Source organism: Streptomyces sp. PU-14G (assembly GCF_041028275.1).
In the GTDB taxonomy this organism is placed as follows: Bacteria; Actinomycetota; Actinomycetes; order Streptomycetales; family Streptomycetaceae; genus Streptomyces.
Genome location: NZ_JASKYT010000072.1, coordinates 1 through 23,956, shown reverse-complemented (window position 1 = coordinate 23,956; position 23,956 = coordinate 1). Strand labels below are relative to the sequence as shown.

General features: G+C 71.4%; 23 protein-coding genes. 15 read left to right on the top strand and 8 right to left on the bottom strand.

What is annotated here, in order from left to right; all coding sequences use genetic code 11:
* The first annotated feature begins 81 nt into the window (after positions 1-81).
* From AB8Z75_RS11725 to AB8Z75_RS11710, 4 genes are all read left to right on the top strand, one after another.
* Positions 82-1,305 (top strand): MFS transporter, encoded by a 1,224-nt coding sequence (locus AB8Z75_RS11725; protein ID WP_369201421.1) that lies wholly within the window; start codon positions 82-84, stop codon positions 1,303-1,305.
* The gene (locus AB8Z75_RS11720; protein ID WP_369201420.1) at positions 1,256-1,774 is read left to right on the top strand and encodes a MarR family winged helix-turn-helix transcriptional regulator; all 519 of its coding nucleotides are present in this window, start codon (positions 1,256-1,258) and stop codon (positions 1,772-1,774) included. Before AB8Z75_RS11725 ends, AB8Z75_RS11720 begins: the two co-directional genes overlap by 50 nt.
* A 147-nt stretch (positions 1,775-1,921) precedes the next feature.
* Positions 1,922-2,260, top strand: coding sequence for a DUF3817 domain-containing protein (locus tag AB8Z75_RS11715; protein ID WP_114014082.1), 339 nt, complete (start codon positions 1,922-1,924; stop codon positions 2,258-2,260).
* A gap of 83 nt (positions 2,261-2,343) precedes the next feature.
* Positions 2,344-4,044: a methylmalonyl-CoA mutase gene (locus AB8Z75_RS11710; RefSeq protein ID WP_369201419.1), complete on the top strand. Its 1,701-nt coding sequence runs from the start codon at positions 2,344-2,346 to the stop codon at positions 4,042-4,044.
* A 64-nt stretch (positions 4,045-4,108) separates the two neighbouring features.
* Here the strand turns inward: AB8Z75_RS11710 and AB8Z75_RS11705 are convergent, their stop codons facing one another.
* Together AB8Z75_RS11705 and AB8Z75_RS11700 are read right to left on the bottom strand one after the other, a co-directional pair.
* A complete protein-coding gene (locus AB8Z75_RS11705) occupies positions 4,109-5,512 on the bottom strand; it encodes an ATP-binding protein (protein WP_369201418.1) in 1,404 nt (467 codons plus the stop codon).
* The gene (locus AB8Z75_RS11700) at positions 5,509-6,231 is read right to left on the bottom strand and encodes a response regulator transcription factor (protein WP_369201417.1); all 723 of its coding nucleotides are present in this window, start codon (positions 6,229-6,231) and stop codon (positions 5,509-5,511) included. Before AB8Z75_RS11700 ends, AB8Z75_RS11705 begins: the two co-directional genes overlap by 4 nt.
* Before the next feature lie 140 nt (positions 6,232-6,371).
* Between AB8Z75_RS11700 and AB8Z75_RS11695 the strand changes: the two genes are divergently transcribed.
* Positions 6,372-7,580, top strand: coding sequence for a glycosyltransferase (locus tag AB8Z75_RS11695; protein WP_369201416.1), 1,209 nt, complete (start codon positions 6,372-6,374; stop codon positions 7,578-7,580).
* Complete coding sequence (locus tag AB8Z75_RS11690; RefSeq protein ID WP_369201415.1) at positions 7,577-8,584, top strand: GDP-mannose 4,6-dehydratase; 1,008 nt, start codon at positions 7,577-7,579, stop codon at positions 8,582-8,584. Before AB8Z75_RS11695 ends, AB8Z75_RS11690 begins: the two co-directional genes overlap by 4 nt.
* A 211-nt stretch (positions 8,585-8,795) precedes the next feature.
* Here AB8Z75_RS11690 and AB8Z75_RS11685 read toward each other — a convergent pair whose 3' ends face one another.
* Together AB8Z75_RS11685 and AB8Z75_RS11680 are read right to left on the bottom strand one after the other, a co-directional pair.
* The gene (locus AB8Z75_RS11685) at positions 8,796-9,236 is read right to left on the bottom strand and encodes a PPOX class F420-dependent oxidoreductase (RefSeq protein WP_369201414.1); all 441 of its coding nucleotides are present in this window, start codon (positions 9,234-9,236) and stop codon (positions 8,796-8,798) included.
* Between the two features lie 57 nt (positions 9,237-9,293).
* Entirely contained in the window at positions 9,294-9,941 is a 648-nt protein-coding gene (locus AB8Z75_RS11680; RefSeq protein ID WP_369201413.1) for a TetR/AcrR family transcriptional regulator, read from the bottom strand.
* A 238-nt stretch (positions 9,942-10,179) separates the two neighbouring features.
* On the opposite strand from AB8Z75_RS11680, the gene AB8Z75_RS11675 reads away from it, so the two are divergent.
* The 4 genes from AB8Z75_RS11675 to AB8Z75_RS11660 all read left to right on the top strand — a co-directional run bounded on the left by AB8Z75_RS11675 (position 10,180) and on the right by AB8Z75_RS11660 (position 14,616).
* Positions 10,180-11,139: a tetratricopeptide repeat protein gene (locus AB8Z75_RS11675; protein WP_369201412.1), complete on the top strand. Its 960-nt coding sequence runs from the start codon at positions 10,180-10,182 to the stop codon at positions 11,137-11,139.
* Positions 11,140-11,839: 700 nt separating this feature from the next.
* A complete protein-coding gene (locus AB8Z75_RS11670; protein ID WP_369201411.1) occupies positions 11,840-12,457 on the top strand; it encodes a DUF6230 family protein in 618 nt (205 codons plus the stop codon).
* A gap of 118 nt (positions 12,458-12,575) precedes the next feature.
* Positions 12,576-13,172 carry a DUF6114 domain-containing protein gene (locus AB8Z75_RS11665; protein WP_369201410.1) on the top strand — a complete coding sequence of 199 codons (597 nt, stop codon included), beginning with the start codon at positions 12,576-12,578 and terminating at the stop codon, positions 13,170-13,172.
* On the top strand, positions 13,162-14,616 hold the full coding sequence (locus AB8Z75_RS11660) for a hypothetical protein (RefSeq protein ID WP_369201409.1): 1,455 nt from the start codon (positions 13,162-13,164) through the stop codon (positions 14,614-14,616). The genes AB8Z75_RS11665 and AB8Z75_RS11660 overlap by 11 nt, the downstream gene beginning before the upstream one ends.
* 272 nt (positions 14,617-14,888) lie before the next feature.
* On the opposite strand, the gene AB8Z75_RS11655 is transcribed toward AB8Z75_RS11660, so the two are convergent.
* Complete coding sequence (locus tag AB8Z75_RS11655; RefSeq protein WP_369201408.1) at positions 14,889-15,971, bottom strand: aldo/keto reductase; 1,083 nt, start codon at positions 15,969-15,971, stop codon at positions 14,889-14,891.
* A gap of 192 nt (positions 15,972-16,163) precedes the next feature.
* Between AB8Z75_RS11655 and AB8Z75_RS11650 the strand changes: the two genes are divergently transcribed.
* Complete coding sequence (locus AB8Z75_RS11650) at positions 16,164-16,727, top strand: TetR/AcrR family transcriptional regulator (protein WP_369201407.1); 564 nt, start codon at positions 16,164-16,166, stop codon at positions 16,725-16,727.
* A 79-nt stretch (positions 16,728-16,806) separates the two neighbouring features.
* On the top strand, positions 16,807-17,406 hold the full coding sequence (locus tag AB8Z75_RS11645; protein ID WP_369201406.1) for a YdcF family protein: 600 nt from the start codon (positions 16,807-16,809) through the stop codon (positions 17,404-17,406).
* Between the two features lie 329 nt (positions 17,407-17,735).
* Here AB8Z75_RS11645 and AB8Z75_RS11640 read toward each other — a convergent pair whose 3' ends face one another.
* Positions 17,736-18,818 carry a helix-turn-helix transcriptional regulator gene (locus tag AB8Z75_RS11640; RefSeq protein WP_369201405.1) on the bottom strand — a complete coding sequence of 361 codons (1,083 nt, stop codon included), beginning with the start codon at positions 18,816-18,818 and terminating at the stop codon, positions 17,736-17,738.
* 63 nt (positions 18,819-18,881) lie between these two features.
* Here AB8Z75_RS11640 and AB8Z75_RS11635 point away from each other — a divergent pair, with 63 nt between their 5' ends.
* From AB8Z75_RS11635 to AB8Z75_RS11625, 3 genes are all read left to right on the top strand, one after another.
* Positions 18,882-19,652 (top strand): nuclear transport factor 2 family protein, encoded by a 771-nt coding sequence (locus AB8Z75_RS11635; RefSeq protein ID WP_369201404.1) that lies wholly within the window; start codon positions 18,882-18,884, stop codon positions 19,650-19,652.
* 34 nt (positions 19,653-19,686) lie between these two features.
* On the top strand, positions 19,687-20,415 hold the full coding sequence (locus AB8Z75_RS11630) for an MBL fold metallo-hydrolase (protein WP_369201403.1): 729 nt from the start codon (positions 19,687-19,689) through the stop codon (positions 20,413-20,415).
* Between the two features lie 94 nt (positions 20,416-20,509).
* A complete protein-coding gene (locus AB8Z75_RS11625; RefSeq protein ID WP_369201402.1) occupies positions 20,510-21,049 on the top strand; it encodes a GNAT family N-acetyltransferase in 540 nt (179 codons plus the stop codon).
* Positions 21,050-21,223: 174 nt separating this feature from the next.
* Here AB8Z75_RS11625 and pyk read toward each other — a convergent pair whose 3' ends face one another.
* Positions 21,224-22,651 carry a pyruvate kinase gene (pyk, locus tag AB8Z75_RS11620; protein WP_369201401.1) on the bottom strand — a complete coding sequence of 476 codons (1,428 nt, stop codon included), beginning with the start codon at positions 22,649-22,651 and terminating at the stop codon, positions 21,224-21,226.
* Positions 22,652-22,703: 52 nt separating this feature from the next.
* A partial coding sequence (locus AB8Z75_RS11615; RefSeq protein WP_369201400.1) for an acetate kinase occupies positions 22,704-23,956 on the bottom strand: 1,253 nt, incomplete at its 5' end.

Sequence of the window (23,956 nt, the reverse complement as noted above, 5' to 3'; positions counted from 1 at the left end):
CTCCGTACCCCGCGGSGCCCTCCGTHCSVMGCGGCGGCGGGCGGAGAGAGCGCCGCCGCGGGGTACGGAGCCCTCTTCCGCGTGCGCGAGTTCCGCGCCGTGTTCGCCGCGCACGTGCTCTCCCTCCTCGGCACGGTGGTGGCGGGCCTCGCACTGCCCGTGATGATCTACGCCCGGACGTCCTCGCCCCTGCTGACCGCCCTCACCTTCGCGCTCGGTTTCCTCCCCAACGCGGTGGGCGGGGCGCTCCTGGCGCCGGTGGCGGACCGGTACCCGGCCCGCCCTGTCCTGGTCGCCTGCGATCTGTTCAGCGCGGCCTGCGTCGCGGTGATGCTGCTGCCGCAGGCCCACGTGGCGCTGCTGCTCTCCCTCCGCGCGGCCGCCGCGTTCGTGCAGCCCCTGTTCACCGGCGTAAGAGCCGCGAGCCTGGGCGCGATCCTGCCGGACCAGGACTCCTTCGTGCTGGGCCGCTCCCTCATCCGGGTGGTCGCCCAGAGCGCGCAGATCGTCGGCAACGCGGCGACGGGTCTGCTGCTGGTGCTCGTCACGCCGCGTACCGCGCTGGTGCTGACCGTCGCCGGATTCCTCGCCTCGGCGCTGGTCCTGCGGATGGGAACGCGGCTGCGCCCCGCGCTCGCCGGGGCCCTCGCCCGCACCCGCGGCGGCACCCGCGCGCTGCTGGCCGACCGGAGGGTCCGCTCGCTGCTGCTGCTGTGCTGGCTGCCGCCCACCTTCGCCGTCGTCCCGGAGGGGCTGGCCGCGCCGTACGCCGACGACCTGGGCGCGGGCCCGGTCGCCGTCGGGCTGCTGCTGGCGGCTGGCCCGGTCGGCAGCGTCGCGGGAGAGCTGGCGGTCGGCACGCTGCTGCGCCCCGCCGCCCGGGAACGCCTCGTCCTGCCGCTGGCCTCGGCGCTCCTCCTGCCGCTGCTCGTCTTCCTGCTGCGCCCCGCGCTGCCGCTGGCGCTGGCCGCGCTGTGCCTGTCCGGGCTCGGCATGGGCTACACCCTCGGCCTGGACCGCTGGTTCTTCGACGCCGCGCCCCCTCAGCTGCGAGGCCGGGCCCTGACGGTGATGTCCGCCGGGCTGATGAGCGCCCAGGGCCTGGGCATGGCCGTCGGCGGCGGGGTGGCCGAGTTCCTGCCCGCGCACACCGCCGTGGCGCTGACGGGCGCCGTGGGAACGGTGTGCGCCGTGGCGGTGGCCCGGAACGTGAGACGGCTTCAGACCGCTCCTGACCGGCCGGTAGTCTCGGAGCGTGCCGAAGCCTCTCAGTCTGTCGTTCGACCCGATCGCCCGTGCCGATGAGCACTGGAAGCAGCGATGGGGATCGGTGCCGTCCATGGCCGCCATCACCTCGATCATGCGCGCCCAGCAGATCCTGCTGTCCGAGGTCGACGCGGTGGTCAAGCCGTACGGGCTGACCTTCGCGCGGTACGAGGCGCTGGTGCTGCTCACCTTCTCCCAGCGGGGGGAGCTGCCGATGTCGAAGATCGGTGAGCGCCTGATGGTGCACCCGACCTCGGTGACCAACACGGTCGACCGGCTCCAGGCCGCGGGCTTCGTCGAGAAGCGGCCCAACCCCAACGACGGGCGCGGCACGCTCGCCGCGATCACCGACAAGGGGCGCGAGGTGTGCGACGCGGCCACCGAGGAGCTGATGGCGATGGACTTCGGCCTCGGTGCCTACGACGCCGGGGAACTGGACGAGATCTTCACCCTGCTGCGCCCGCTGCGGGTGGCGGCGGGCGACTTCACCGACGGCCAGGGCCGCTAGGGCGCGCAGTTCCCCGCGCCCCTGCGGGACGCGTTCACGCTCCGCCTGCTGCCCTTGGGCACGCCCCCGGCCCGCCGACCCGCGCCCCGGTGTGGGGAGAGAGGGGGGCGGGAAGATCGCCCCGGTGCGAGGGCTACGCTCGGTTCCATGAAACGAAGCGTGCTGACCCGCTACCGCGTCATGGCGTACGTCACCGCCGTGCTCCTCGTGCTGCTGACCCTCGGTGTGATCGGCAAGTACCTGCTGGGCATGGACGGTGCGGCGGGCTTCACCAGCATGGTCGGCATCGCGCACGGCTGGCTCTACATCCTGTATCTGATCTTCGCCTTCGACCTCGGCCAGAAGGCCAAGTGGCCGCTCGGCAAGCAGCTGTGGGTGCTGCTGGCGGGCACTGTTCCCACCGCGGCGTTCTTCGTCGAGCGGAAGGTCACCCGCCAGGTCGAACCGCTGATCAAGGAGCGGGAAGCCACGCCGGTCGGCGTCTGACGGCCGCCCGGCCGTGGTGTCGGGGACCACATCGGGCCTGTTGCCATCGACTTTTACTTGGACGTCCTAGTAAATTCAGTGGTATGGATGCTGACGCCATCGCACAGGGCCGCCGCCGCTGGCAGGAGCGCTACGACTCCGCACGCAAGCGGGACGCCGACTTCACCACGCTGAGCGGCGATCCCGTCGAGCCGGTCTACGGGCCCCGGGACGGCGACTCCGTGGCGGGGTTCGAGCGGATCGGCTGGCCGGGCGAGTTCCCCTTCACGCGCGGGCTCTACCCGACCGGCTACCGGGGCAGGACGTGGACCATCCGCCAGTTCGCCGGGTTCGGCAACGCCGAGCAGACGAACGAGCGGTACAAGATGATCCTCGAAGCCGGCGGCGGCGGGCTCTCCGTCGCCTTCGACATGCCCACCCTCATGGGCCGCGACTCCGACGACCCGCGCTCCCTGGGCGAGGTCGGCCACTGCGGCGTCGCCATCGACTCCGCCGCCGACATGGAAACCCTCTTCTCCGGCATCCCCCTCGGCGACGTCACCACCTCGATGACGATCTCCGGGCCCGCCGTCCCCGTCTTCTGCATGTACCTGGTCGCCGCCGAACGGCAGGGCGTGGACCCCGCCGTCCTCAACGGCACGCTCCAGACCGACATCTTCAAGGAGTACATCGCGCAGAAGGAGTGGCTCTTCCAGCCGGAGCCCCACCTGCGACTCATCGGCGACCTGATGGAGCACTGCGCGCACGGCATCCCCGCCTACAAGCCGCTCTCCGTCTCCGGCTACCACATCCGCGAGGCGGGGGCCACGGCCGCGCAGGAGCTCGCCTACACGCTGGCCGACGGTTTCGGCTACGTCGAACTCGGCCTCTCCAGGGGCCTGGACGTCAACCGCTTCGCGCCCGGCCTGTCCTTCTTCTTCGACGCCCACCTCGACTTCTTCGAGGAGATCGCCAAGTTCCGCGCCGCCCGCCGCATCTGGGCCCGCTGGATGCGCGACGTGTACGGGGCGACCAGCGAGAAGGCCCAGTGGCTCCGCTTCCACACCCAGACGGCCGGCGTCTCGCTGACCGCCCAGCAGCCCTACAACAACGTCGTCCGCACCGCCATAGAGGCTCTCTCCGCGGTCCTCGGCGGCACCAACTCGCTGCACACCAACGCGCTGGACGAGACGCTGGCGCTGCCCAGCGAGCGGGCCGCGGAGATCGCCCTGCGCACCCAGCAGGTGCTGATGGAGGAGACCGGCGTCACCAACGTCGCCGACCCGCTCGGCGGCTCCTGGTACGTCGAGGCGCTGACGGACCGCATCGAGGCCGACGCGGAGAAGATCTTCGAGCAGATCCGCGAGCGCGGGCGCCGCGCCGTCCCCGACGGGGAGTACCCCATCGGCCCGATCACCTCCGGGATCCTGCGCGGTATCGAGGACGGCTGGTTCACCGGCGAGATCGCCGAGTCCGCCTTCACCTACCAGCGGGCCCTGGAGAAGAACGACAAGAAGGTCGTCGGCGTCAACTGCCACACCGGCTCGGTGACCGGCGACCTGGAGATCCTGCGGGTCAGCCACGAGGTCGAGCGCGACCAGGTCGGCGCGCTGACCGACCGCCGCTCGGCACGGGACGACGCCGCCGTGAACGCGGCACTGGCCGCCCTGGTCGAGGCCGCGCGGGGGACCGGCAACATGATCGAGCCGATGCTGGAGGCCGTGCGGGCCGAGGCGACGTTGGGCGAGATCTGCGGCGTGCTGCGCGACGAGTGGGGCGACTACACGGAACCCCCGGTGTTCTGACCCCGGAGTTCCGGCCCCGGTGCTCCGGCCCCGGGGTTCCGGCCCCGGCGGGGGCCGGCGGCGCTCAGCCACCGAACCGCAGGCGGAAGAGGGCGCCGCCGCCCTCCGGGCGCTCGGCGCTCAGCCGAGCCCCGTGCGCCTTGGCGATCTGCTGGGCCATCGCCAGCCCGAGTCCGGAGCCGGGCAGCGCGCGGGCGGTCTCCGCGCGGTAGAACCGGTCGAAGACGTACGGGAGGTCCTCGGGCGCCAGCCCGGGCCCGTGGTCCCGCACGGTGATCTGCGTACCGTCCGCGTCGGTGCCCAGCGTCGCCTCCACCCCCGCGGCACCGCTGAACTTGGCCGCGTTGTCCAGCAGGTTCGTCAGCAGCCGCGACAGCCGTGCGGGCACGCCGGGCACGGCGGTGCCCTCCGCGCCGGGTGCGACCTCCAGGGAGAAGGCGGTGGCCGGCCAGTGGTCGCGGGCCACCGCGACCGCGTGCCGCACCAGGGGCGCCAACTCCACCTCTTCGACCAGCGGCTGCGGCTCCTCGTCGCGTGCCAGCTCGATCAGGTCGTTCACCAGGGCCGTCACCTCGCGCAGCTGGCGGCCGAGCGCCGCCGAGGCGCGCTCGCGCTGTGCGGGGGTCAGCCGGTCGGCGCGGGCGAGGAGTTCGGTGTTGGTGCGCAGCGCGGTCAGCGGGGTGCGCAGCTCGTGGGAGGCGTCGGCGACCAGCCGCCGTTGCGCTGCGACCGACTGTTCGAGGGCTGCCAGCATGGTGTTGAAGCTGGCGGCCAGCCGCGACAGTTCGTCCTCGCGGGCCTGTTCGCCGCCGGGCGGCGGCTCGATGCGGTGGCCGGGGTCGCGGGTGCGGGTGATGCGTTCGGCGGTCGCGGTCAGCCGTGCGACGGGGGCCAGTCCGGTACGCGAGACCCAGAAGCCGAGCCCGGCCGCGACCAGCACACCGGCGGCGCCGACGGCGGCCAGCAGCAGCGCGGCCTGCCGCACCCCTTCCCGCACGGTGTCGGAGCGCAGCGCGACCTGGAGGGCGCGGCCCTCACCCAGCGGGGTGGTGAGCATCCGGGCCGGGTGGCCGTGCACGGTCACCGCGCCGTAGTACGGCTCCCGCTCGCCCGCGGCCACCTCGCGCACCCTCTCGTCGACCGGGAGCCGGTACCCCTCGCGCCCGTGCGGGTCCTGCGCCGGACGTGCCGAGACGACCTGCGCGCAGGCGGGCGCCGCCAGGTAGCGGCAGTCGGCGGACAGGACGCGCGGGGCGTCGCCGTTCTGCCGCACCTCCTGGGTGGCGCGGCTCGCGGACTGGGTGAGGTTGAGCTCCACCTGGTGGAGCAGCTCGTAGCGGATGACGACGAACGCCGCCGCGCACACCCCGACGGCGACGAGCGCGACGGCCGCCGTGGCGGCCAGCGCCAGCCGGGTGCGCAGCGGACGGTGCCGCCGCCACGGAAGAAGGCGGTGCCGCCCGCTCACGAGCGGTCCAGCCGGTAGCCGACCCCGTGCACGGTCTGCACCAGACGGGGTTCGCCGCCCGCCTCCAGTTTGCGGCGCAGATAGCCGATGTAGACGGCCAGCGAGTTGGAGTCGGGCCCGAAGTCGCGGCCCCACACCTCCTCCAGCAGCACCTGCCGGGGCACCGTCCGGGCCGGGTGCCGCATCAGCAACTGGAGCAGGGCGCACTCGGTCTCGGTGAACTCGATGCTCCGCCCGCCCCGCCGCCCTGTCCTGGTGACCGGGTCGAGTTCCAGCTCGCCCAGGACGAGCCCGTCCTCGTCGGCCGGGTCGGGGGCCACCCGGCGCAGCAGCGCGCGCACCCGTGCGGTCAGCTCGTCCAGCGCGAACGGCTTGACGAGGTAGTCGTCGGCGCCCGCGTCCAGGCCGTCGACCCGGTCGCTGACCGCGTCCAGCGCGGTGAGGACGAGGACGGGGGTGCGGTCGCCCAGCGCGCGCATCCTGCGGCAGACGGCCAGCCCGTCGAGCGCGGGCATCAGCACGTCCAGTACGAGGGCGTCCGGGTCCCAGCCGGCGACGGTGCTCAGCGCCGTGAGGCCGTCCTCGGCCGTCTCCACCTCGTGGCCCTCGATGGTGAGCGCGTCGGCGACGGCGGCCCGCACCTCCGGGTCGTCGTCCACGACCAGCACCCGCGCCGCCCGGCTGTGGCCTGGTGCCTGCTCAGGCGGTGTCCTCACCATGTCCTCACCATGGACACAGGCTGCCAAAAGCGCCTCTTAAAAGCCTCTTACCCCCTTCCGCGAGCGTTTCCGGCATGCGGACACCACCGGATCGCCCCGGAGGCGATCGACACCACACGGCCCCGCCAGGACCGCTCTCCATGGCCCCGCCAGGACCGCTCTCCGTCGTCATCGGCGCGGGTGGGACCGGAGGGCACATCTACCCGGGGCTCGCCCTGGCCGAGGCGCTGCGGCGGGCCGAACCCGACGCGGTGATCTCCTTCGTCGGCACGGAGCGCGGCCTGGAGACGCGGCTCGTCCCGGAGGCCGGATACCCCCTGCACACCCTCGACATGATCCCCTTCGACCGGGCGCTCGGTGCCCGCCGCTACCTGCTGCCCGCCGCGCTGCTGCGCGCCGGGGCCCAGGCCAGGGCCGTACTGCGCGACCAGGGAGCGCAGGTCGCCGTCGGCATGGGCGGGTACGCGAGCGCCCCCGCCGTCGTCGGCGCGCGGCTGGCGGGGCTGCCCAGCCTCGTGCACGAGTCCAACGCCGTGCCGGGCCGTGCGAACCGCTTCGCGGCGCGGCTGACCCCGCACGTCGCGCTCGCGTTCGACCGCAGCCGGAGCCACCTGTCCGGCGGCGCGGACGCCGAGACGGTCGGCATGCCGATCGCGGCACCCCTGGCGGAACTGGGCCGGACCGCGCGGACCGACCCCGGCGCCTTCGCGCGGATCAAGGAGCGTGCACGGGATGAGCTGCGCGTCCCGCCGGGGGCCCGGCTGGTGCTCGTCGCCGGCGGCAGCCTCGGTGCCGAACGGCTCACCCGCGCGGCCGTCGAACTGGCCGGGCGCTGGCGGGCCCAGCGGCGCGCCGACGTCCACGTGCTGATCAAGACGGGGCCCGCGGCGCTCTCCGGAGCCCGGGCCCGGCTCGCCGCCGACAGCGACGAGCGCACCGCGCGCGCGGTGGCCTACCTCGACCGGATGGACCTCGCCTACGCGGCGGCCGACGTCGTGGTCTGCCGGGCGGGCTCGGCCACCGTCGCCGAGCTGGCCACCGTCGGCGTCCCCGCCGTCCTCGTGCCCTACCCCCACGCACCCGGCGACCACCAGACCCACAACGCGCGGGTGCTCACCGAACAGGGCGCGGGGCTGCTGCTGCCCGACGCCGACACCAGCGGCGAGAGCCTCGCCGCCCTGCTCGAACCCCTGCTCGCCGACCAGCGGCAGCTCGCCGCCCTGACCGGCGCCGCCGACCCCGGCACCCACGGCGCCGCCGCCGACCTGCTGGCCGCGCGCGTGCGGGCGCTGGCCGGCCGCACCGCCCTCCCCTCCCACCACCGCAGCGAAGAACGGAGCATCGCATGAACACCGCCGACACCACATGGGCCGGACGCAAGGTCCTGGTCACCGGGGCCGAGGGCTTCATCGGCAGCACCCTCGTCGACCTGCTCGTCGAGCGGGGCGCGCGGGTGAGGGCGCTCGTGCACTACAAGCCGTACGGCGCCAAGGGGCACCTGGCGCACTACCTCGCCCGCGCCGACGCGCCCGTCGAGATCGTCGCCGGGGACGTGCGCGACCCGGGGCGGGTCCGGGACGCCGTCGCCGGCTGCGAGGTCGTCTTCCACCTGGCCGCACTCATCGGCATCCCCTACAGCTACGCCTCACCCGGCGCCTATGTGCAGACCAACGTGACGGGTACCGAGAACATCGCCGAGGCCTGCCGCGAGCACGGCGTACGGCGGCTGGTGCACACCTCCACCAGCGAGGTGTACGGCTCCGCGCTGAGCGTGCCGATCAGCGAGGCGCACCCGTTGCAGCCCCAGTCGCCCTACTCCGCCTCGAAGATCGGCGCCGACATGACGGCGCTGTCGCACTGGCACGCGTTCGGGCTGCCCGTCACCGTGGTGCGGCCGTTCAACACCTACGGCCCGCGCCAGTCCGCGCGGGCCGTCATCCCCTCGATACTCGCCCAGCTCCACTCCGGCGCCCGCGAGATCAAGCTCGGCTCCCTGGAGCCCACCAGGGACTTCACCTACGTGACGGACACGGCGGCCGGATTCCTGGCGCTGGCCGGCAGCGAGGCGGCCGTCGGGCAGGTCGTCAACCTGGGGACGGGCAGGGAGATCTCGATCGGGCAGCTCGCCCGGGAGCTGGTCGCGGCCTCGGGCGCCGAGGCTCAGATCGTCACGGACGCGGAGCGGATGCGGCCCGCCGCGAGCGAGGTGGCCCGCCTGCTGTCGGACAACTCGCGGGCGCGAGAGCTGTCCGGCTGGGCGCCCGCCGTCTCCCTGCGGGAGGGGCTGGCCCGTACGTCCGCCTGGGTCGCGGAGCACCTGCACCTGTTCGCCCCCTCCCGGTACGAGGTCTGACCGACCCGCGGCGCGAGGTCCGGCCGGTCCCCCGGTACGAGGTCTGGCCGGCCCCCGGCCCCCGGCCCCCGGCGCGCGGTCCCGGCCGGCCCMCRSCSCGCGCCGGGTCCCGGCCGGCCCCCGGCGCGCGCGGTCCCGGCCGGCCCCCGGCGTGGGGTCGGGCCGGGGCCGCGTGGCCGCTGGCCGGGGCCTGCCCGCAGCCGCGTGGCCGCTATCCGGCGGTCGCTCCCGGCGCGCCGGACGGCAGCGGTTCGACGCCCACCACGTGCCGGACGCGGGTGGGCTCGATGAACACGGTGACCCGCTCCTCCCCGGGGATCAGCCACTCGTACGCGGTGCCCAGGTAGGACTGGGCCAGCCGGTCCATGGTGCGGTCGGCCTCGGCGCCCTCCACGAAGCGGACGACGCGGCCACGGATCTGCACCCGGTCGAAGGGGTTGGCCGGGTCCGCGTGGGAGAGGAACACCCGGGGCTCCTGGCGCAGGTTGCGCTCCTTCATCCGCCCCATGGAGGTGTTGAACAGCACCAGGTCACCGTCCAGCCCCACCCACATGGGGCTCACGTGCGGCGAGCCGTCGGGGTTCACGGTGCCGACGTGCCAGATGTGCGGCGCTCCGACGCGGGGGCGCAGGTCGTGCGGAATCTCGATCATGACGGGGGCCTGCCCGTCCTGCGGACACGCATGCCGGGGGGCCTGGAGTGAGCCCGGTCACGGCCCGGGCGGCTCCCCGGCCCGGGAAGCCGACGCGGCGCCCAGCCCGTCCAGCAGCAGCGTGGTGAAGGTCGCCGCCCAGGCGCCGTCCACCGGGCAGTCGCTCACCAGCGACCTGTGCACCACGGCCCCGGCGATCACGTCGAAGATGAGGTCGACGACCCGCTCGGTCTCGGCGGGGTCGGCGGAGTCGCCTGGCAGCTCCCCGCGCTGCTGCGCCCTGGCCCGGCCGTCCAGGACCAGGCGCTTCTGGCGGTCGACGATGGCCGCGCGGATCCGCCTGCGCAGCGCCTCGTCCGTCGTGGACTCGGCGATGACGGCCATCAGCGCCGTCTTGGCCTCGGGGCGGCGCAGGAGGGCGGCGAAGGAGAGGACGACGCCCTCGACATCGGCCCGCAGGCTGCCGCCGTCGGGGAGTTCGAGCTCGTCGAAGAGGACGGCGACGGCGTCGACGACGAGTTCGCTCTTGGCCGCCCAGCGCCGGTAGAGCGTGGTCTTGGCGACGCCGGCGCGGCGGGCGACCTCTCCCATGGTCAGCTTAGACCAGCCGACCTCGACGAGCGCGGTGCGCGTGGCGTCGAGGATCGCACGGTCCACCGCGGCGCTGCGGGGACGTCCGCGTCGGGGAGCGGGGCAACCTGCCATGCGCCGACCATACCGAGCGGTACGGAGCCCCCAGGAGAGCGCGGAAGGCACCGTGAGGCGGATCACCGGGCAGCGCCCGTGGCCGCCCTTGCGGAGCGGTCGCCCCTTCGAGTTACGCTACGAGGCGTAGCGGAATGGGTGGCGGACCGACCACCGCGGCCCCCGCGACAACCACCCGCCAGGTGGGGACCTGGCGACCACTGCACACGCGCCCGCGCGGAGGGGGGAGACTGGTGCCATGCAGCCACGCAACATGTCCATGAGCGGAGTCGTCGACCTCGCCGCGGTGAAGGCGGCCGGAGAGGCCAAGCAGAAGGCGGAGCAGGCGCGGGCCGACGCCGCCGAGGGCCACGGCGCCCCGGCCCCGGCCGGCCTGGTGATCGAAGTCAGTGAGGCGACGTTCGAGGCGGAGGTGCTCCAGCGCTCCGCCGAGGTCCCGGTCGTCATCGACTTCTGGGCCGAGTGGTGCGAGCCGTGCAAGCAGCTCTCGCCGGTTCTCGAACGCGTCACCCAGGAGTACGCGGGCCGCGTGCTGCTGGCCAAGATCGACGTCGACCAGAACCAGATGCTGATGCAGCAGTTCGGCGTCCAGGGCATCCCGGCGGTGTTCGCCGTGGTGGCCGGGCAGGCGCTGCCGCTGTTCCAGGGGGCGGCCCCCGAGCAGCAGATCCGCGCGACGCTGGACCAGCTGATCGAGGTAGCCGAACAGCGCTTCGGCATCACCGGGCTCCAGGGCGTTCCCCAGGAGCCCGCACAGGAGGAGCCCGTCGAGCCCGAGGCGCCGGAGGACCCGGTGCTGGCCGCGGCCCAGCAGGCGCTGGACGCCGGGGACCTGTCGGGTGCCATCCAGGCCTACCGCAACAAGCTGACCGACGAGCCGGCCAACGTCGAGGCGAAGGTCGGTCTGGCCATGGCCGAACTCCTGGCCAGGGTGCAGGAGTTGGACGCGCGCCAGGCCCGCAAGGACGCGGCCGACCGGCCCGGCGACGCGGCGGCGCAGCTGCGGGTCGCGGATCTGGACATGGCCGGCGGCCATGTCGAGGACGCGTTCAGCCGGCTGGTGGACACGGTGCGTGGCTCGGCGGGGGAGGACCGGGACGCGGCGCGGGTGCGTCTGCTGGAGCTGTTCGAGGTGATCGGCCCGGAGGATCCGCGCGTCGTCACCGCGCGTGCGGCACTCGCTCGCGCGCTGTTCTGACCTGCCCGTACCGACGGTCACACGGACGTCGGCACGCGACGTAATTCATCGACTCAGCGACAACGGCGGCCGCACTTTGCCAAAACTTGGCAATTGCGGCCGCTGTTACTCGTCGTAACGAAATCTCGCGGAAACCTTCCGCGATGCCCGGTTGCTCCCCATGCGCACCCGCCCGGTGTCCTGACCCTGTGTCGTTGCGGATACCCTTCGGGCGGCCTTCCGGTTATCCAGCCGTTACTCGTAAGTAACGAACCCCCTTGTGTCACGGGCTCAGATGCACCACGATCGGCCACGCTCGGTCCATTGCCCGCAGCCCGGCAACCATTCGGCGCCCCGCAGGCGATGGGTCCCCACCGAGCGGACCGGCACCGCACCATCCGCACCCGAACCACCCCGTCCCAACCGCCGGTCCGCAAGGACAGGGGGGTCCCTGCTCCACGGCAGGGCCTGTCCTCACAAAGCAAGGTTGCGCGAGAGCGTGGCCCGTGGTTGTCGCTCGGGGGTGATCGTCGACAGCTCGGACGTGTCGTGCCAAGAACGCCGCGTGCGGGCGACGTTGGCGCTCTCCGTTCCGAGGACGTAGCTCTTCTCCCTCCCCAGCCCCGTGGCCGGGAGGTACCCCCACGGCAGGAGCGGCCCGCTGAGTACAGGCGGCACGGCTCTCCGAGCCGGAGATGTACGTCCGAGAAGGAGGAAAGTCATGGAGTCCCTGGCTCGTGGCGGGACCAGATGGAAGCGGTTCGCCGTCGTCATGGTGCCGAGCGTTGCCGCTACGGCAGCGATCGGCGTGGCCCTGTCGCAGGGCGCGTTGGCGGCGTCGTTCAGCGTCTCCGGCCAGCAGTTCAAGGTGACGGCCGACAAGCTGGACGGCACCGGTTTCGTCCAGTACGGCGCGATCGACACCACCCAGAAGGGTAAGAAGGCCGTCGCCGTCGTCGGCATGGACTCGGCGAAGATCACCAATCTCTGCCAGTCCGTCGTCGTCCCCGTCCCGGTCTTCGGCGACATATCGATGAAGCTCAGCGCCGGCGGCGAGGGCAGCCCCCGCGTCGAGGCCAAGAAGCTCTACATCGACGCCGACGACCTGAACGCCAACGCGACGTTCAAGAACATCGACATCGGCGTCAACGTGGACAAGACCACCAAGGGTCCCGGTCCGCACAACGGCGACGACTACACCAAGGGCTCCTTCTCCCAGCAGGCGGAGAGCGTCCAGTTCACCGACGTCAAGCAGCGCGCGTGGGCCACCACCGCCGGCACCTTCAAGCTCAGCGGCCTGCACCTGGCCGTCAAGAAGGGCAAGAGCGAGTGCTACTGACGTGAGCCGCCCCGCGGGCCCGGAGGAAGAAGGGGCGCCCGCTCCGCTCCGCCCTCCGGGCCCGTAGGGTCCGCTGCACCCAGCAAGATTTGTGCCAGTTCCGAGGAGCCCCGTACCCATGAGTGCCGACACGCCAGCGAGGACGACGACCGGATTCGGCCACAAGCGGCAGGCCTTCCGTAACTGGCGCGGCCAGCGCCCGTTCTGGGGTGGGATGCTGACGCTGCTGGCGGGCATCCCGATCATGTACGTCCCTTACCAGAACCTCACTCTGGGGTCCCTGACCATCCGGATGTCGACGACCGCGGGCGCCGGCTCGCTGATCATCGGCGTGCTGCTGGTGGTCCTCGGGCTGACCATGTGGTTCCAGCCCCAGTCGCGGGTCTTCGCGGGCATCGCCGCGATCCTGCTCGCGCTGGTCTCCCTCGTCGTGTCCAACTTCGGCGCCTTCCTGATCGGCTTCCTGCTCGGACTGATCGGTGGTGCGCTGGGCGTCTCCTGGGCCCCCGCCAAGCCGGCGCGGGCCGAGCGCGGCGCCAAGGACACGACCGGAACGGCGAGTGCCCCGGTGACCGCCGCCGACGAAGAGGCACCGCCCGCACAGGACCCGGCCGCCCCCCAGCAGGGCCCCCGGGACGACACTGCAGTCTCTGAGGCGTCCCCCGCCACCGGGGCCGACGCGCATGACGGGAACGGGAGGCACCGTGCCGGGTGACGAGGTCCACGAGGGGGAGGGCGCGCGCAGGTTCGCCGCGCCCGGCGCCCGGGGGAGAACCGCTCCCCGGCACGCTGCGCCCAGAAAACCGCTGCTGACCCGGCTTCACCTGCCGGCGGGCAAGGCCGTGGCGCTCGCCGCGATGCCCTCGGCCGTCCTGATGGGCATGGGACTCACCCCCCAGCTCGCCAACGCCAAGCCCCTGCCCAAGAACCCCTTCAAGGGCGACTCCTGCGTCTCCATCACCGAGCAGCAGGAGACCGAGAAGGAGAAGCAGGAGCGCAAGGAGCGGGGCGAAAAGCTCAAGCGCGACCTCGCCAAGGCGCAGGCCGAGCGGGAGAAGGCGGCCAAGGCGGCCAAGGACGCCAAGGAGAAGGCCGAGGGCGAGGGGTCGGGCTCCTCGGACGAGAGCCCTTCGAAGAAGCCCTCCGGCAACGGCGACGAGAGCTCCTCCGCCCCCTCGGACACCTCCTCCGACTCCGACAAATCCTCCACGGAGCCGGAGGACACCTCCGACTCCTCGTCCTCCTCGTCTTCCTCGTCCTCCTCCGAGGAGGAGAAGAAGGAGAACCCCTGGTACGACCCGCTGGGCCTCGGCCAGAAGCTCGAGGACACCTTCAACCCGGACAAGGACAAGGACGAGTCCGCCGAGGAGCCTCAGACCTCGCCCAGCCCCGACCCGGCGCCTTCCTCGCCGTCGCAGGAGGACGACTCCGGCTCCGGCAAGCAGCGGAAGTCCCCGGCGCCGGGCGCGGGCTCAGGCGGCGACCGGTCCGACGCGTCCGAGTCCGGGAAGCCGGACACGTCCGGTTCCGACGAGGACTCCCCGTCCAAGAAGGACGCCCCGAAGGACTCCTCTTCCCAGAAGGACGCCAAGGACGGCAAGGCCTCCGACAAGGAGACCGGCGTCGACAAGCAGGACGGCACGGTCCGCGACTACGACCCGGCCAAGGACGCGGGCAAGCCGTTCCCCTGCCCCGAGAAGGCGGACGTCGAAGGCACCGCCGAGCAGACCCCGGCCCAGGTCGCCAACGACCCCTGGTTCCTGGAGGCCTCCTCCCTCACCCTCAAAGGCCTCGACTACAAGGGCGTCGTCAACATCACCACGCCCGACGGCAAGAGCAAGCAGGCCCTCAAGTTCACCTCCAGCGGCCTCGACATCGGCGACCTCCACCAGACGGTGAAGGGCCCCGGCGGCCTCACCTACCACGTCCAGGCCGCCGAGGGATCGACCTCCACCATTCGCGACGGCGAGGTCACGATGTACACGGAGGAGCTGAAGGGCAACCTCTTCGGACTCATCCCCATCACGTTCAGCCCGGACACCCCGCCACCGATCAACGTCCCCTTCGCCTACTTCACCGACGTCACGGTCAAGCAGGCAGGCCAGTTCGGCGGCACGCTCACCGTCCCGGGCCTGCACCAGTACGTGACGAAGAAGTAGCCCGCGCCCCTGCCTTGCGGCCCTTGCCTCTGAGCGCCGGGCGAGCCGATACCGAGCTCGCCCGGCGCGCACGGCAGGCTCGCACACACTCCGGCGGCGGGTCCTGTTCCACGCTCGATCACTCCGCCGTGCACCAGCAGCTCCGCCAGCGCGGGCCCCATGCCGCTGCTGCCACCCGCGCTCACCACGTTCCTGTCGCTGTACTCACCACGCACCCCGAGGGTGCTCCGTTCCCTCATCGGCAACGTACGGATACACCTGGAAGTCGCCGTTCATGAAGCGCGTGAGCCGAGGGTTTCGATCTTCATGTCGCCTGTGGTGACCGTGCGGATGTGATCGCTGGCGAGCAGGTCGTGCGGATTGCCGAGGTCGATGGCGCTGACCTCGTCGAGGCGCGCCAGCTGGGAAGGGGTGAGGTCGACCTGGAGGGCACCCAGGTTGTCCTCCAGCTGCGCGAGGGTGCGGGCGCCGATGAGGGGTGCCGTCACGCCCGGCGCGTTCAGGGCCCAGGCCAGTGCGACCTGGGCGGGTGTGCGGCCCAGCTCCGAGGCCACCTCCTTCACCGCGTCGGCGAGGGCAAGGTTGCGGTCGGTGACCCATCCCAGGGCGACGTTGAGGCTCTTGCGGCTGCCGGCGGTTTCGCCGGCAACGGGGCCCGTCTGGTTCTGGTCCTCCCGGCTGTACTTGCCGGTGAGCACCCCGCCGCCCAACGGGGAGAAGGGGACCACGCCGAGTCCCATCTCGCGTGCCATCGGGATCAGGTCACGCTCCGCGGTGCGCGCGACCAGGCTGTACTCGGTCTCCAGCGCGACCAGTGGCGACCAGCCTCGCAGGTCGGCGATCGCCTGCATGCGCGACACCTGCCAGGCCGGGGCGCTGGAAATCCCCACATACAGCACCTTGCCCTGCCTCACCAGGTCGTCCAGGCCCCGCAGGATCTCCTCCACCGGCGTCCTGAAGTCCCATACGTTCACGTAGAGCAGATCGATGTAGTCGGTGTTCAGCTGCCGCAGGCTGGCTTCCACCGACGCCAGCATGCTCTTGCGGTGGGCACCCCCGGAATTCGGGTCACCGGGATGACGCAGCGTCGAGTACTTCGTCGCCAGCACCATCTTGTCGCGGTCGGTGCGGGCGAATTCGCCGAGAAGTCGCTCGGAGCTGCCGTTGGTGTAGGTGCTGGCGGTGTCGAAGAAGTTGCCGCCGAGCTCGGTGTAGCGGTCGAAGAGCTTGCGCGCCTCGTCGCGCTCGGCGCCCCAGCCCCACTCGGTGCCGAAGGTCGCCGTGCCCAGCGCCAGCGGTGAGACCCGGAGTCCGGAGCGGCCCAGCAGCCGATAGGTGTCGAGAGTGAGTGCCATCGTGTGTCTCCTGTGAGGCGCGGTTCGTGGCGTTCGAGAGATGCGGAGTGGTGGTCGGCTCGCCCGGGTTTCAGGCGCCGGGGTGAGACCACCCGTAATCGGGGACCTCCCCGGTTGTCTCACCGTACACTGAACCGGGGACCTCCCCGAATCGTTCCCGAGCCTCATCCGACACTCACGAACGCGAAGGTCATGACACCTCCACGCAGCACCCTGCGCGCCGACGCGCAGCGCAACCGCGAGCAACTGATCGCCACGGCCGCCGAAGCCTTCGCGTCCGGACGCGCGGTCTCGCTGGACGCGATCGCCAAACGCGCGGGAGTGGGGAACGCCACCCTGTACCGGCACTTCCCCACCCGGGAGGATCTGGTCGAAGAGGTCTACCGGGACCAGATCCGAGCCTTGCACGAAGACGCCCGCACCCTGCTGGCTACCAAGCCGCCCGCGCAGGCCCTCCACGCGTGGATGCTCCGCTTCGCCGACTGGGCCGGTGAACGACGCGGCATCTGCGAGGCCCTGGTCGCCATGAGCGCTTCCGGCCGCTTCGGCACCGGACCGGTCTGCGACGAGGTCCAGCAGGTCCTGGCGAGGGTGCTCGAGGCCGGCGCCGCAGCAGGAGAACTGCGCAGCGGCATCGACCCGGTCGAGGTAGGCGGCATCCTCGCCGGTTTGCTCTCCGTGGCCGGCGCACCCGAGCAGCGCCCCCAGTTGCACCGCATGCTGGACATCGTCGTCGACGGACTCAGGCCCCGCTAAGAACTCCCCACAGAATGCGTCTTCTGTAGCGTGGTCAGTTCCTCCGCGGCCCGATACCAAGGTGTCCTAGAGTCGCCGCATGCGGCGCAGGACGGGACTGGCGATAGCTGGGGTTGCAGCCCTGGCCTGGGGCGAGTGGTTGAACTGGCGCTGGTCTCGAGCGCTCGGGGGGAGTAGCGGGGGCGCCTCCGCGGCCGTGGTGGTGTTGGGGTACCGGAATCCTCAAGTGACGGCGAACTTGATCAATCGATGGCGAGTCCGTGCCGGAATCCGCTCCATCGCCGTTGACGGTGCACACGGGACCTGCGTGATCTTCAGCGGCGGTGCGACCAGCAGCGGGGCCACGGAGGCCCATCTGATGGCTGACTACGCGAAGTCGGTGCTTGAGTTTGGCGGCACGGTGCTCCTGGAAGACCAAAGCGCGACGACGTGGGAGAACATCACGAACGTGATCCCACTGCTTGAAGACGTGGATTGCATCAAGATCGCCTCCCAGCCGGCTCACGCGCTCAAGGCTCGTGCGTACTTGCGGCGGCAGCGCCCCGACCTTGCAGAGAGGCTGGTGCGCGCGGATGACTACCGCCCTGGCGAATGGATGGTCGTCAAACCGTTGTTGGCTCTGTACGGACTTTGGACGCTCCGTGGCCTCAAGGCCGACGAGCGGAAGGTCTCGCTGTAGGCAGCCGCTGCCGCTCGGCCTCACGCATGGTGGTTCTCGAGCCGACGCCAGCACATGATGCTGAACCCCAGAGTGAGGAGGGCTTCGTGGATGTCGTCGCGTCCGGGCGGCGTCGGGGCGACGGTGAGTGGGATGCCGGTGGCACCTGTGATCAGGTGGTGTTCGCTGCCCGTCCTGCCCCGGTCGACGGGGCTTCGTCCGGTCTTGGAGCCCCCTCCGACGCTCGGATATGAGAGCCGCCGACCGCGGGGAAAGTCCAGCTCTGCAGAGTGCGCAATACCCAGCCACCGCCGACTCGGCTGGGGTGAACCGGGGCGGCTCCAAAAGGGTCAGGGCAAGAGCGGTGTGGGCTGTGTCCGCTCTTCGGGGGGCAGGTCGTCCCCGGTGGAGCGGACGGGCGCGGCAGCAGTCCGTGCCGCTCCCTCCTCGGGCGCCCGGACTTCGATGGCGTAGAGGACGGCCAGTCGGCGCACGGCGTTCCGCATACGGTCGCGAAGGGTCACAGGTGTGAGGACTTCCGCCTCGGCCCCGAGTTTGAGGACTTCCGGAAGAGCCTGCTCGGCGGTCTCGATTGGCAGGGTGATCTGGTACCAGCCGTCGGGACCCGCGCAGGCAGTGCGGGTGGCCGCCTTGGCTGCGGCCGGTTCGACCAGGTAGGGCAGGTGGGCCAGAGCGGACGGGGAGACTCGCATCGTCGCTTCGCCGCGGTGGCGGCGGGCATCGAACTGCTCCAGATATTCCCGCCAATGTGCGGCCAGTTGGAAGTCCGGCAGTCGGTCGAAGGGCTCGGCCAGTTCCTCGACCGCCGTGATCCGGGAGACCCGGTAGGTGCGGAAGCACTCCGCATGCCGGGCAACGACGTACCAGGTACCGGCCTTCAGTACGACGCCGTACGGCTCCACGATGCGGGAGACCTCGTGTGGTTCCGCCCAGCGCAGATACCGGATGCGGAGCCGCTGCCCGTGCCAGGCCGCCTCGGCGACCGCGGTCAGGTACGGCGGGTGCTCGGCCGCGCAGTACCAGGGAGGGGTGTCGAGATGGAAACGCTCGGCCATGTGGTCCGCATGCCCGCGAAGTTCGTCAGGCAGGGCGGCCAGGAGTTTCAGCCGGGCGTTCGCCGCCCCGGGGCCGAGTCCGAGGTTGCCGGCGGCATCGGGCAGGGCCATCAGGAACAGTGCCGCTGCCTCGGTGCTGGTCAGGCCGGTCAGACGGGTGCGGTGACCGGCGAGCAGCTGATAGCCGCCACGGTGACCGGGGTCCCCGTACAGCGGAATGCCGGCGGTGGCGAGGGCGGCCATGTCTCGGTACACGGTCCGCACCGAGACCTCAAGGGTGTCTGCCAGCTCCCGGGCGGTGACGCGTCCACGCGTCTGCAGGAGGAGCAGGATGGACAGCAGTCGGCTGGCACGCATGCTCCCATTGTGTCGAGATCCACTGACAGGAGATGTCAGGGAAGCAGGGTTACTGTCCGGGCCATGCACGAGATGAAGTCCTTTGTGGACCGATATGTTGCTGTATGGAACGAGCCGGACCAGGACGCACGCCGGAAAGCGGTGAGCGGGTTGTGGGCGGAGGACGGGGTGGAACTCACCGAATCCTCCCGCTACCAGGGGCATGTGGAACTGGAAGCGCGAGTAGCGGAGGCGCACGAGGAGTTCGTCCGTGCGGGGGGATTCCTGTTCGTCGCCGCGGACGATGCGACAGGCCATCACGGGACTGTCAATTTCACCACGCACATGGTGCCTGCGGCGGGCGGTGCCCCGGTCTGGACCGGCAGGGTCTTCGTGCTGCTGGGCGAAGACGGGCGCATTGCCACCGAATACCAGGCCACGGTGCACGGAGGGACCAGGGCAGCGGTCGAGGAGTTCCTGCGCCGCAGTGGGGAAGGCGACCCGGACCGCATTGCCGCTCTGTACGCGGACCAGGTCGACTGGCGAGTGAGCTGGCCGGTGGATGACCACCCGGCGGTGCCGTGGCTCATCCCCCGTTCCACGCGATCCGATGTGGTCGGCCACTTCGTGACGTTCGGCCAAACGTGCGTGCCGCAGGAGGGTGCCGTGACGGTCGAGCGGGTCGTGGTCGAGGGAGACGAGGCAGTCCTGACCGGGCTGAGCGCCCAGACGGTGCGGACCACCGGCCGCCGCTTCGCCATGCGGTTTGCACTCCACCTGACCTTCGAGAACGGCGTCATCACACGGCACCATATGTATGAGGACAGCCTGGCCGTCCGCGAAGCTTTCGACTGACCACCCGACGGCTGCGAAAGGGGCCCGTCGCAGCGTGGCAGGACCTCCGCGATCCGCCAACTCGTCCTCCGAAAGATTCTGCAACTGCAGCCTCGGCTGGAACACGGGGCATCGAAAAATTGTCAAATGTTGGGGATCACGTGTTCTAACACTGCATGCCGACCACAGCGCGGACCTGCTCACCGCGTACTACGCCGCTCTGTACGCGGACATCCGCCTGGCAGCGCCGATACCCCTCTTCGGCCCGCCGGGAATCGCCGACCGGCTGGCCGGGTTCCTCACCAATACATCGACCCGGAGTCCGATCGAATCCGCCTTCGCTGTCAGCGAGTTGCACGACGGGCACCAGGTGGCCATCGGCTCACTGCGGCTGACCAGCCGGGCGGTGGCGCACGACATCCCGGCGTTCGCTGTACGCATCGAGGCGGCTGGCGGGTCGCTGGTGTACTCCGGGGACACGGCGCCGTGCCCGGGCCTCACGCAGCTGGCCGAGGGTTGTGACGTGCTGCTGTGCGAGGCCGAGAGCGCACAGGCCCCGGACGAAGGTGACCAGGTGCACCACACCCCCGAGGACGCCGGCGACACCGCCCGCGCGGCCCGGGCAGACCGGCTGGTCGTCACGCATGTCGGCCGCTTCCTCACCCCCCAGCAGGCGGTGGACCGCGCCTCGGCCCGGTTCGACGGTCCTGTCGACTACGCCGCCCCCGGTACCAGCTTCACTGTCGGTCAGGCCACGAGTGCCGCGGTGCGCTCGACGAGCTGATGTGACGGAAACCGTGCGTCTCGTCGGAGTGTGACCGCAGGGGCAGCACCACTGCTCTCAAACCAGTTGCTGGTGCGCTCCGGGCGGCCGAACCATGGGCGTCATGAGCAGCGACTACGTGGTCAGGGAAGTGCGCGCTGAGGACTGGCCTTCTGCGAAGAAGCTACGCCTGGAAGCGCTGAGAGATCCGCTGGCCCACCTGGCCTTCCTTGAAACGTACGACCAGGCTCGGGCTCGGCCCGACGAGTTCTGGAAGGAGCGCACCGCCAAGGGCTCTGACGGAGGGCCGAACCGGCAGTTCATCGCCGAGGGGCCTGCCGGGGACTGGGTAGGCACGGTGACCGTGCTGGTGGAAGAGCCGGGGGCGGAGGACTTCACCGGACAGCGCGTCGAGCGGCGTCAGGCCCACCTCGTGGGGGTCTTCGTACGTGAGGAGCGGAGGGGCGGCACAGTCGCTCGGGAACTGCTGCGAGCCGCGGTCGGCTGGGCACTGGCGCAGCAGGGCGTGAGCCGGGTCCGGCTGTTCGTGCACGAGAAGAACGGCCGCGCCGAGGCGTTCTACCGGAAGGCCGGGTTCACGCGCACCGTTGTCGTGGGCAAGGAGTACGAGATGGAGTACCGCCCGACGGCGTGACCCCGCGCTGCCGCTCGTAGTCGCCCCCGCCGATACCACCGCCGACCGTCCGGGCCGTCTGGGACGACGCCGTCGCGGCCCCCGCGCGGGAGGGCCCGCCGGTGTGGGCGCACGGCGGAACGGGCGCTCGGCCGGAGGGACCGGTCGGGCGCCCGTTGCGCGTGCGGGAGGGGGTCAGGCCGAGGGGTTGCCCAGGTGGTGGACGCGGACCATGTTGGTGGTGCCCGGGACACCGGGGGGCGAGCCGGCCGTGATGAGCATGGTGTCGCCCGCCTCGTACCGCTGGAGCTTGGAGAGCTCGGCGTCGACCAGCTCGACCATCTCGTCCGTGTGGTCGACGTGCTTGACGACGAACGTCTCGACGCCCCAGCTGAGGGCCAGCTGGTTGCGGGTGGCGACGTCCGTGGTGAAGGCGAGGATCGGCTGCCTGACCCGGTACCTGGACAGGCGGCGCGCGGTGTCGCCGGACTTGGTGAAGGCGACCAGGGCCTTGCCGTCGAGGAAGTCGGCCATCTCGCAGGCGGCGCGGGCGACGGAGCCGCCCTGGGTGCGGGGCTTCTTGCCCGGCACCAGCGGCTGGAGGCCGCGGCCGAGCAGCTCCTCCTCGGCGGCTTGGACGATCTTCGACATGGTCTTGACGGTCTCGATCGGGTACTGGCCCACGGACGACTCGGCCGAGAGCATCACCGCGTCGGCGCCGTCCAGCACGGCGTTGGCGACGTCGCTCGCCTCGGCGCGGGTGGGCCGCGAGTTGGTGATCATGGATTCCATCATCTGGGTCGCCACGATCACCGGCTTGGCGTTGCGGCGGCACATCTCCACCAGCCGCTTCTGCACCATCGGGACCTTCTCCAGCGGGTACTCGACCGCCAGGTCGCCGCGGGCCACCATGACGCCGTCGAAGGCCATCACGACCTCCTCCATGTTGGAGACGGCCTGCGGCTTCTCGACCTTGGCGATGACCGGTACGCGCCGCCCGACCTCGTCCATCACGCGGTGCACGTCGCGCACGTCGGAGGCGTTCCGCACGAAGGAGAGCGCCACCATGTCGCAGCCCATGGTGAGCGCGAACTTCAGGTCCTCGATGTCCTTCTCGCTCAGCGCGGGCACGTTCACCGCCGCGCCGGGCAGGTTGATGCCCTTGTGGTCGGAGATGACACCGCCCTCGATGACGATGGTGCGGACCCGGGAGCCGGCCACCTCGACGACCTGGAGCGCGACGTTCCCGTCGTTGATCAGCACCGGGTCGCCCTTGGAGACGTCGCCGGGCAGGCCCTTGTAAGTGGTGCCGCAGATGGTCTTGTCGCCGGCCACGTCCTCGGTGGTGATGGTGAACTCCTCACCGCGCACCAGCTCGACGGGGCCCTCGGCGAAGGTCTCCAGCCGGATCTTGGGGCCCTGGAGGTCGGCGAGCACGCCGATGGCCCGGCCGGTCTCCTCGGCGGCCTTGCGGACGCGGTGGTACCGCTCCTCGTGTTCGGCGTGGGAGCCGTGGCTCATGTTGAAGCGGGCCACGTTCATACCCGCCTCGATCAGCGTCTTGAGCTGGTCGTAGGAGTCGACGGCGGGACCGAGGGTGCAGACGATTTTGGAACGGCGCATGGGGGCGATCCTATCGTTTTGTTTACGTACTGAACGATTCGGGGCGGCGGGCTCAGCCGGCGCTGCCGTCGGACCCGGGGCCCGGTGAGGCGGTGACCAGCGCGTAGCTCTGCTCTGCGATCTCCAGTTCCTCGTCGGTCGGTACGACGGCCACCTTGACCCGCGCGTACGCGGGCGAGATCAGCCGTGCTCCCTTCCCGCCCGCCGCGTTCAGGCCGCCGTCCACGGCCAGGCCCAGTTCCTCCAGGCCCGCCACGGCGGCTTCCCGCACGGGCGCGGCGTTCTCTCCGACGCCGGCGGTGAAGACCACGGCGTCCACCCTTCCCAGTACGGCGTAGTAGGCGCCGATGTACTTTCTCAGCCGGTGGATGTAGATGTCGAAGGCGAGCCGGGCCGCTTCGTCGCCCGCGTCCACCCGGCGGCGGATCTCCCGCATGTCGTTGGCGCCGCACAGCCCCAGCAGGCCGCTGCGCTTGTTGAGCAGGTCGTCCACCTCGTCGGCGCTCATTCCGGCCACCCGGCCCAGGTGGAAGACGACCGCCGGGTCGACGTCTCCCGAGCGGGTGCCCATCACCAGGCCCTCCAACGGGGTCAGCCCCATCGAGGTGTCCTCGCAGCGGCCCGCGCGCACCGCGGAGGCGGAGGCGCCGTTGCCCAGGTGCAGCACGATCAGGTTGGTCTGGGCCGGGTCCTTGCCCAGCAGCTCGGCGGCCTTGCGGGAGACGTAGGCGTGCGAGGTGCCGTGGAAGCCGTAGCGCCGCACCCGGTGGGTGTCGGCCGTCTCGACGTCGATGGCGTAGCGGGCCGCGTGCTCCGGCATGGAGGAGTGGAAGGCGGTGTCGAAGACGGCGACCTGCGGCAGGTCGGGGCGCAGCCGCTGCGCGGTGCGGATGCCGGTGACGTTGGCCGGGTTGTGCAGCGGCGCCACCGGGACGAGCCGCTCGATCTCCGTGAGGACGGCGTCGTCGATGACCGTCGGCTCGGTGAGCTTCAGCCCGCCGTGCACCACGCGGTGCCCGATCGCCGCCAGCTCGGGCGAGTCCAGGCCGAGCCCGTCGGCGGCCAGCTCCTTCGCGATGGCGGCCAGCGCCGCGTCGTGGTCGGCCAGCTCGCCCTCCCACTCGCGCTTCTCGCCGCCGGTGGACAGCGGCTGGTGGGAGAGCGCCGAGGTCTCCTCGCCGATCCGTTCGGCCAGTCCGACGGCCAGCCGTGAGCGGTCGGCCATGTCGATGAGCTGGTACTTCACCGACGAGGAGCCCGAGTTGAGGACGAGGACGCGGGTGGGGGTGGCACCGGAGCTGGGGC

Coding starts and splice junctions, on each gene's coding strand:
- AB8Z75_RS11695 (WP_369201416.1), top strand. CDS start 6,372: ATGGCCCCGCCAGGACCGCTCTCCGTCGTCATCGGCGCGGGTGGGACC.
- AB8Z75_RS11625 (WP_369201402.1), top strand. CDS start 20,510: ATGGGCGTCATGAGCAGCGACTACGTGGTCAGGGAAGTGCGCGCTGAG.
- AB8Z75_RS11645 (WP_369201406.1), top strand. CDS start 16,807: ATGCGGCGCAGGACGGGACTGGCGATAGCTGGGGTTGCAGCCCTGGCC.
- AB8Z75_RS11665 (WP_369201410.1), top strand. CDS start 12,576: ATGAGTGCCGACACGCCAGCGAGGACGACGACCGGATTCGGCCACAAG.
- AB8Z75_RS11715 (WP_114014082.1), top strand. CDS start 1,922: ATGAAACGAAGCGTGCTGACCCGCTACCGCGTCATGGCGTACGTCACC.
- AB8Z75_RS11680 (WP_369201413.1), bottom strand. CDS start 9,941: ATGGCAGGTTGCCCCGCTCCCCGACGCGGACGTCCCCGCAGCGCCGCG.
- AB8Z75_RS11700 (WP_369201417.1), bottom strand. CDS start 6,231: ATGGTGAGGACACCGCCTGAGCAGGCACCAGGCCACAGCCGGGCGGCG.
- AB8Z75_RS11640 (WP_369201405.1), bottom strand. CDS start 18,818: ATGCGTGCCAGCCGACTGCTGTCCATCCTGCTCCTCCTGCAGACGCGT.
- AB8Z75_RS11670 (WP_369201411.1), top strand. CDS start 11,840: ATGGAGTCCCTGGCTCGTGGCGGGACCAGATGGAAGCGGTTCGCCGTC.
- AB8Z75_RS11690 (WP_369201415.1), top strand. CDS start 7,577: ATGAACACCGCCGACACCACATGGGCCGGACGCAAGGTCCTGGTCACC.
- pyk (WP_369201401.1), bottom strand. CDS start 22,651: ATGCGCCGTTCCAAAATCGTCTGCACCCTCGGTCCCGCCGTCGACTCC.
- AB8Z75_RS11675 (WP_369201412.1), top strand. CDS start 10,180: ATGCAGCCACGCAACATGTCCATGAGCGGAGTCGTCGACCTCGCCGCG.
- AB8Z75_RS11650 (WP_369201407.1), top strand. CDS start 16,164: ATGACACCTCCACGCAGCACCCTGCGCGCCGACGCGCAGCGCAACCGC.
- AB8Z75_RS11710 (WP_369201419.1), top strand. CDS start 2,344: ATGGATGCTGACGCCATCGCACAGGGCCGCCGCCGCTGGCAGGAGCGC.
- AB8Z75_RS11685 (WP_369201414.1), bottom strand. CDS start 9,236: ATGATCGAGATTCCGCACGACCTGCGCCCCCGCGTCGGAGCGCCGCAC.
- AB8Z75_RS11655 (WP_369201408.1), bottom strand. CDS start 15,971: ATGGCACTCACTCTCGACACCTATCGGCTGCTGGGCCGCTCCGGACTC.
- AB8Z75_RS11635 (WP_369201404.1), top strand. CDS start 18,882: ATGCACGAGATGAAGTCCTTTGTGGACCGATATGTTGCTGTATGGAAC.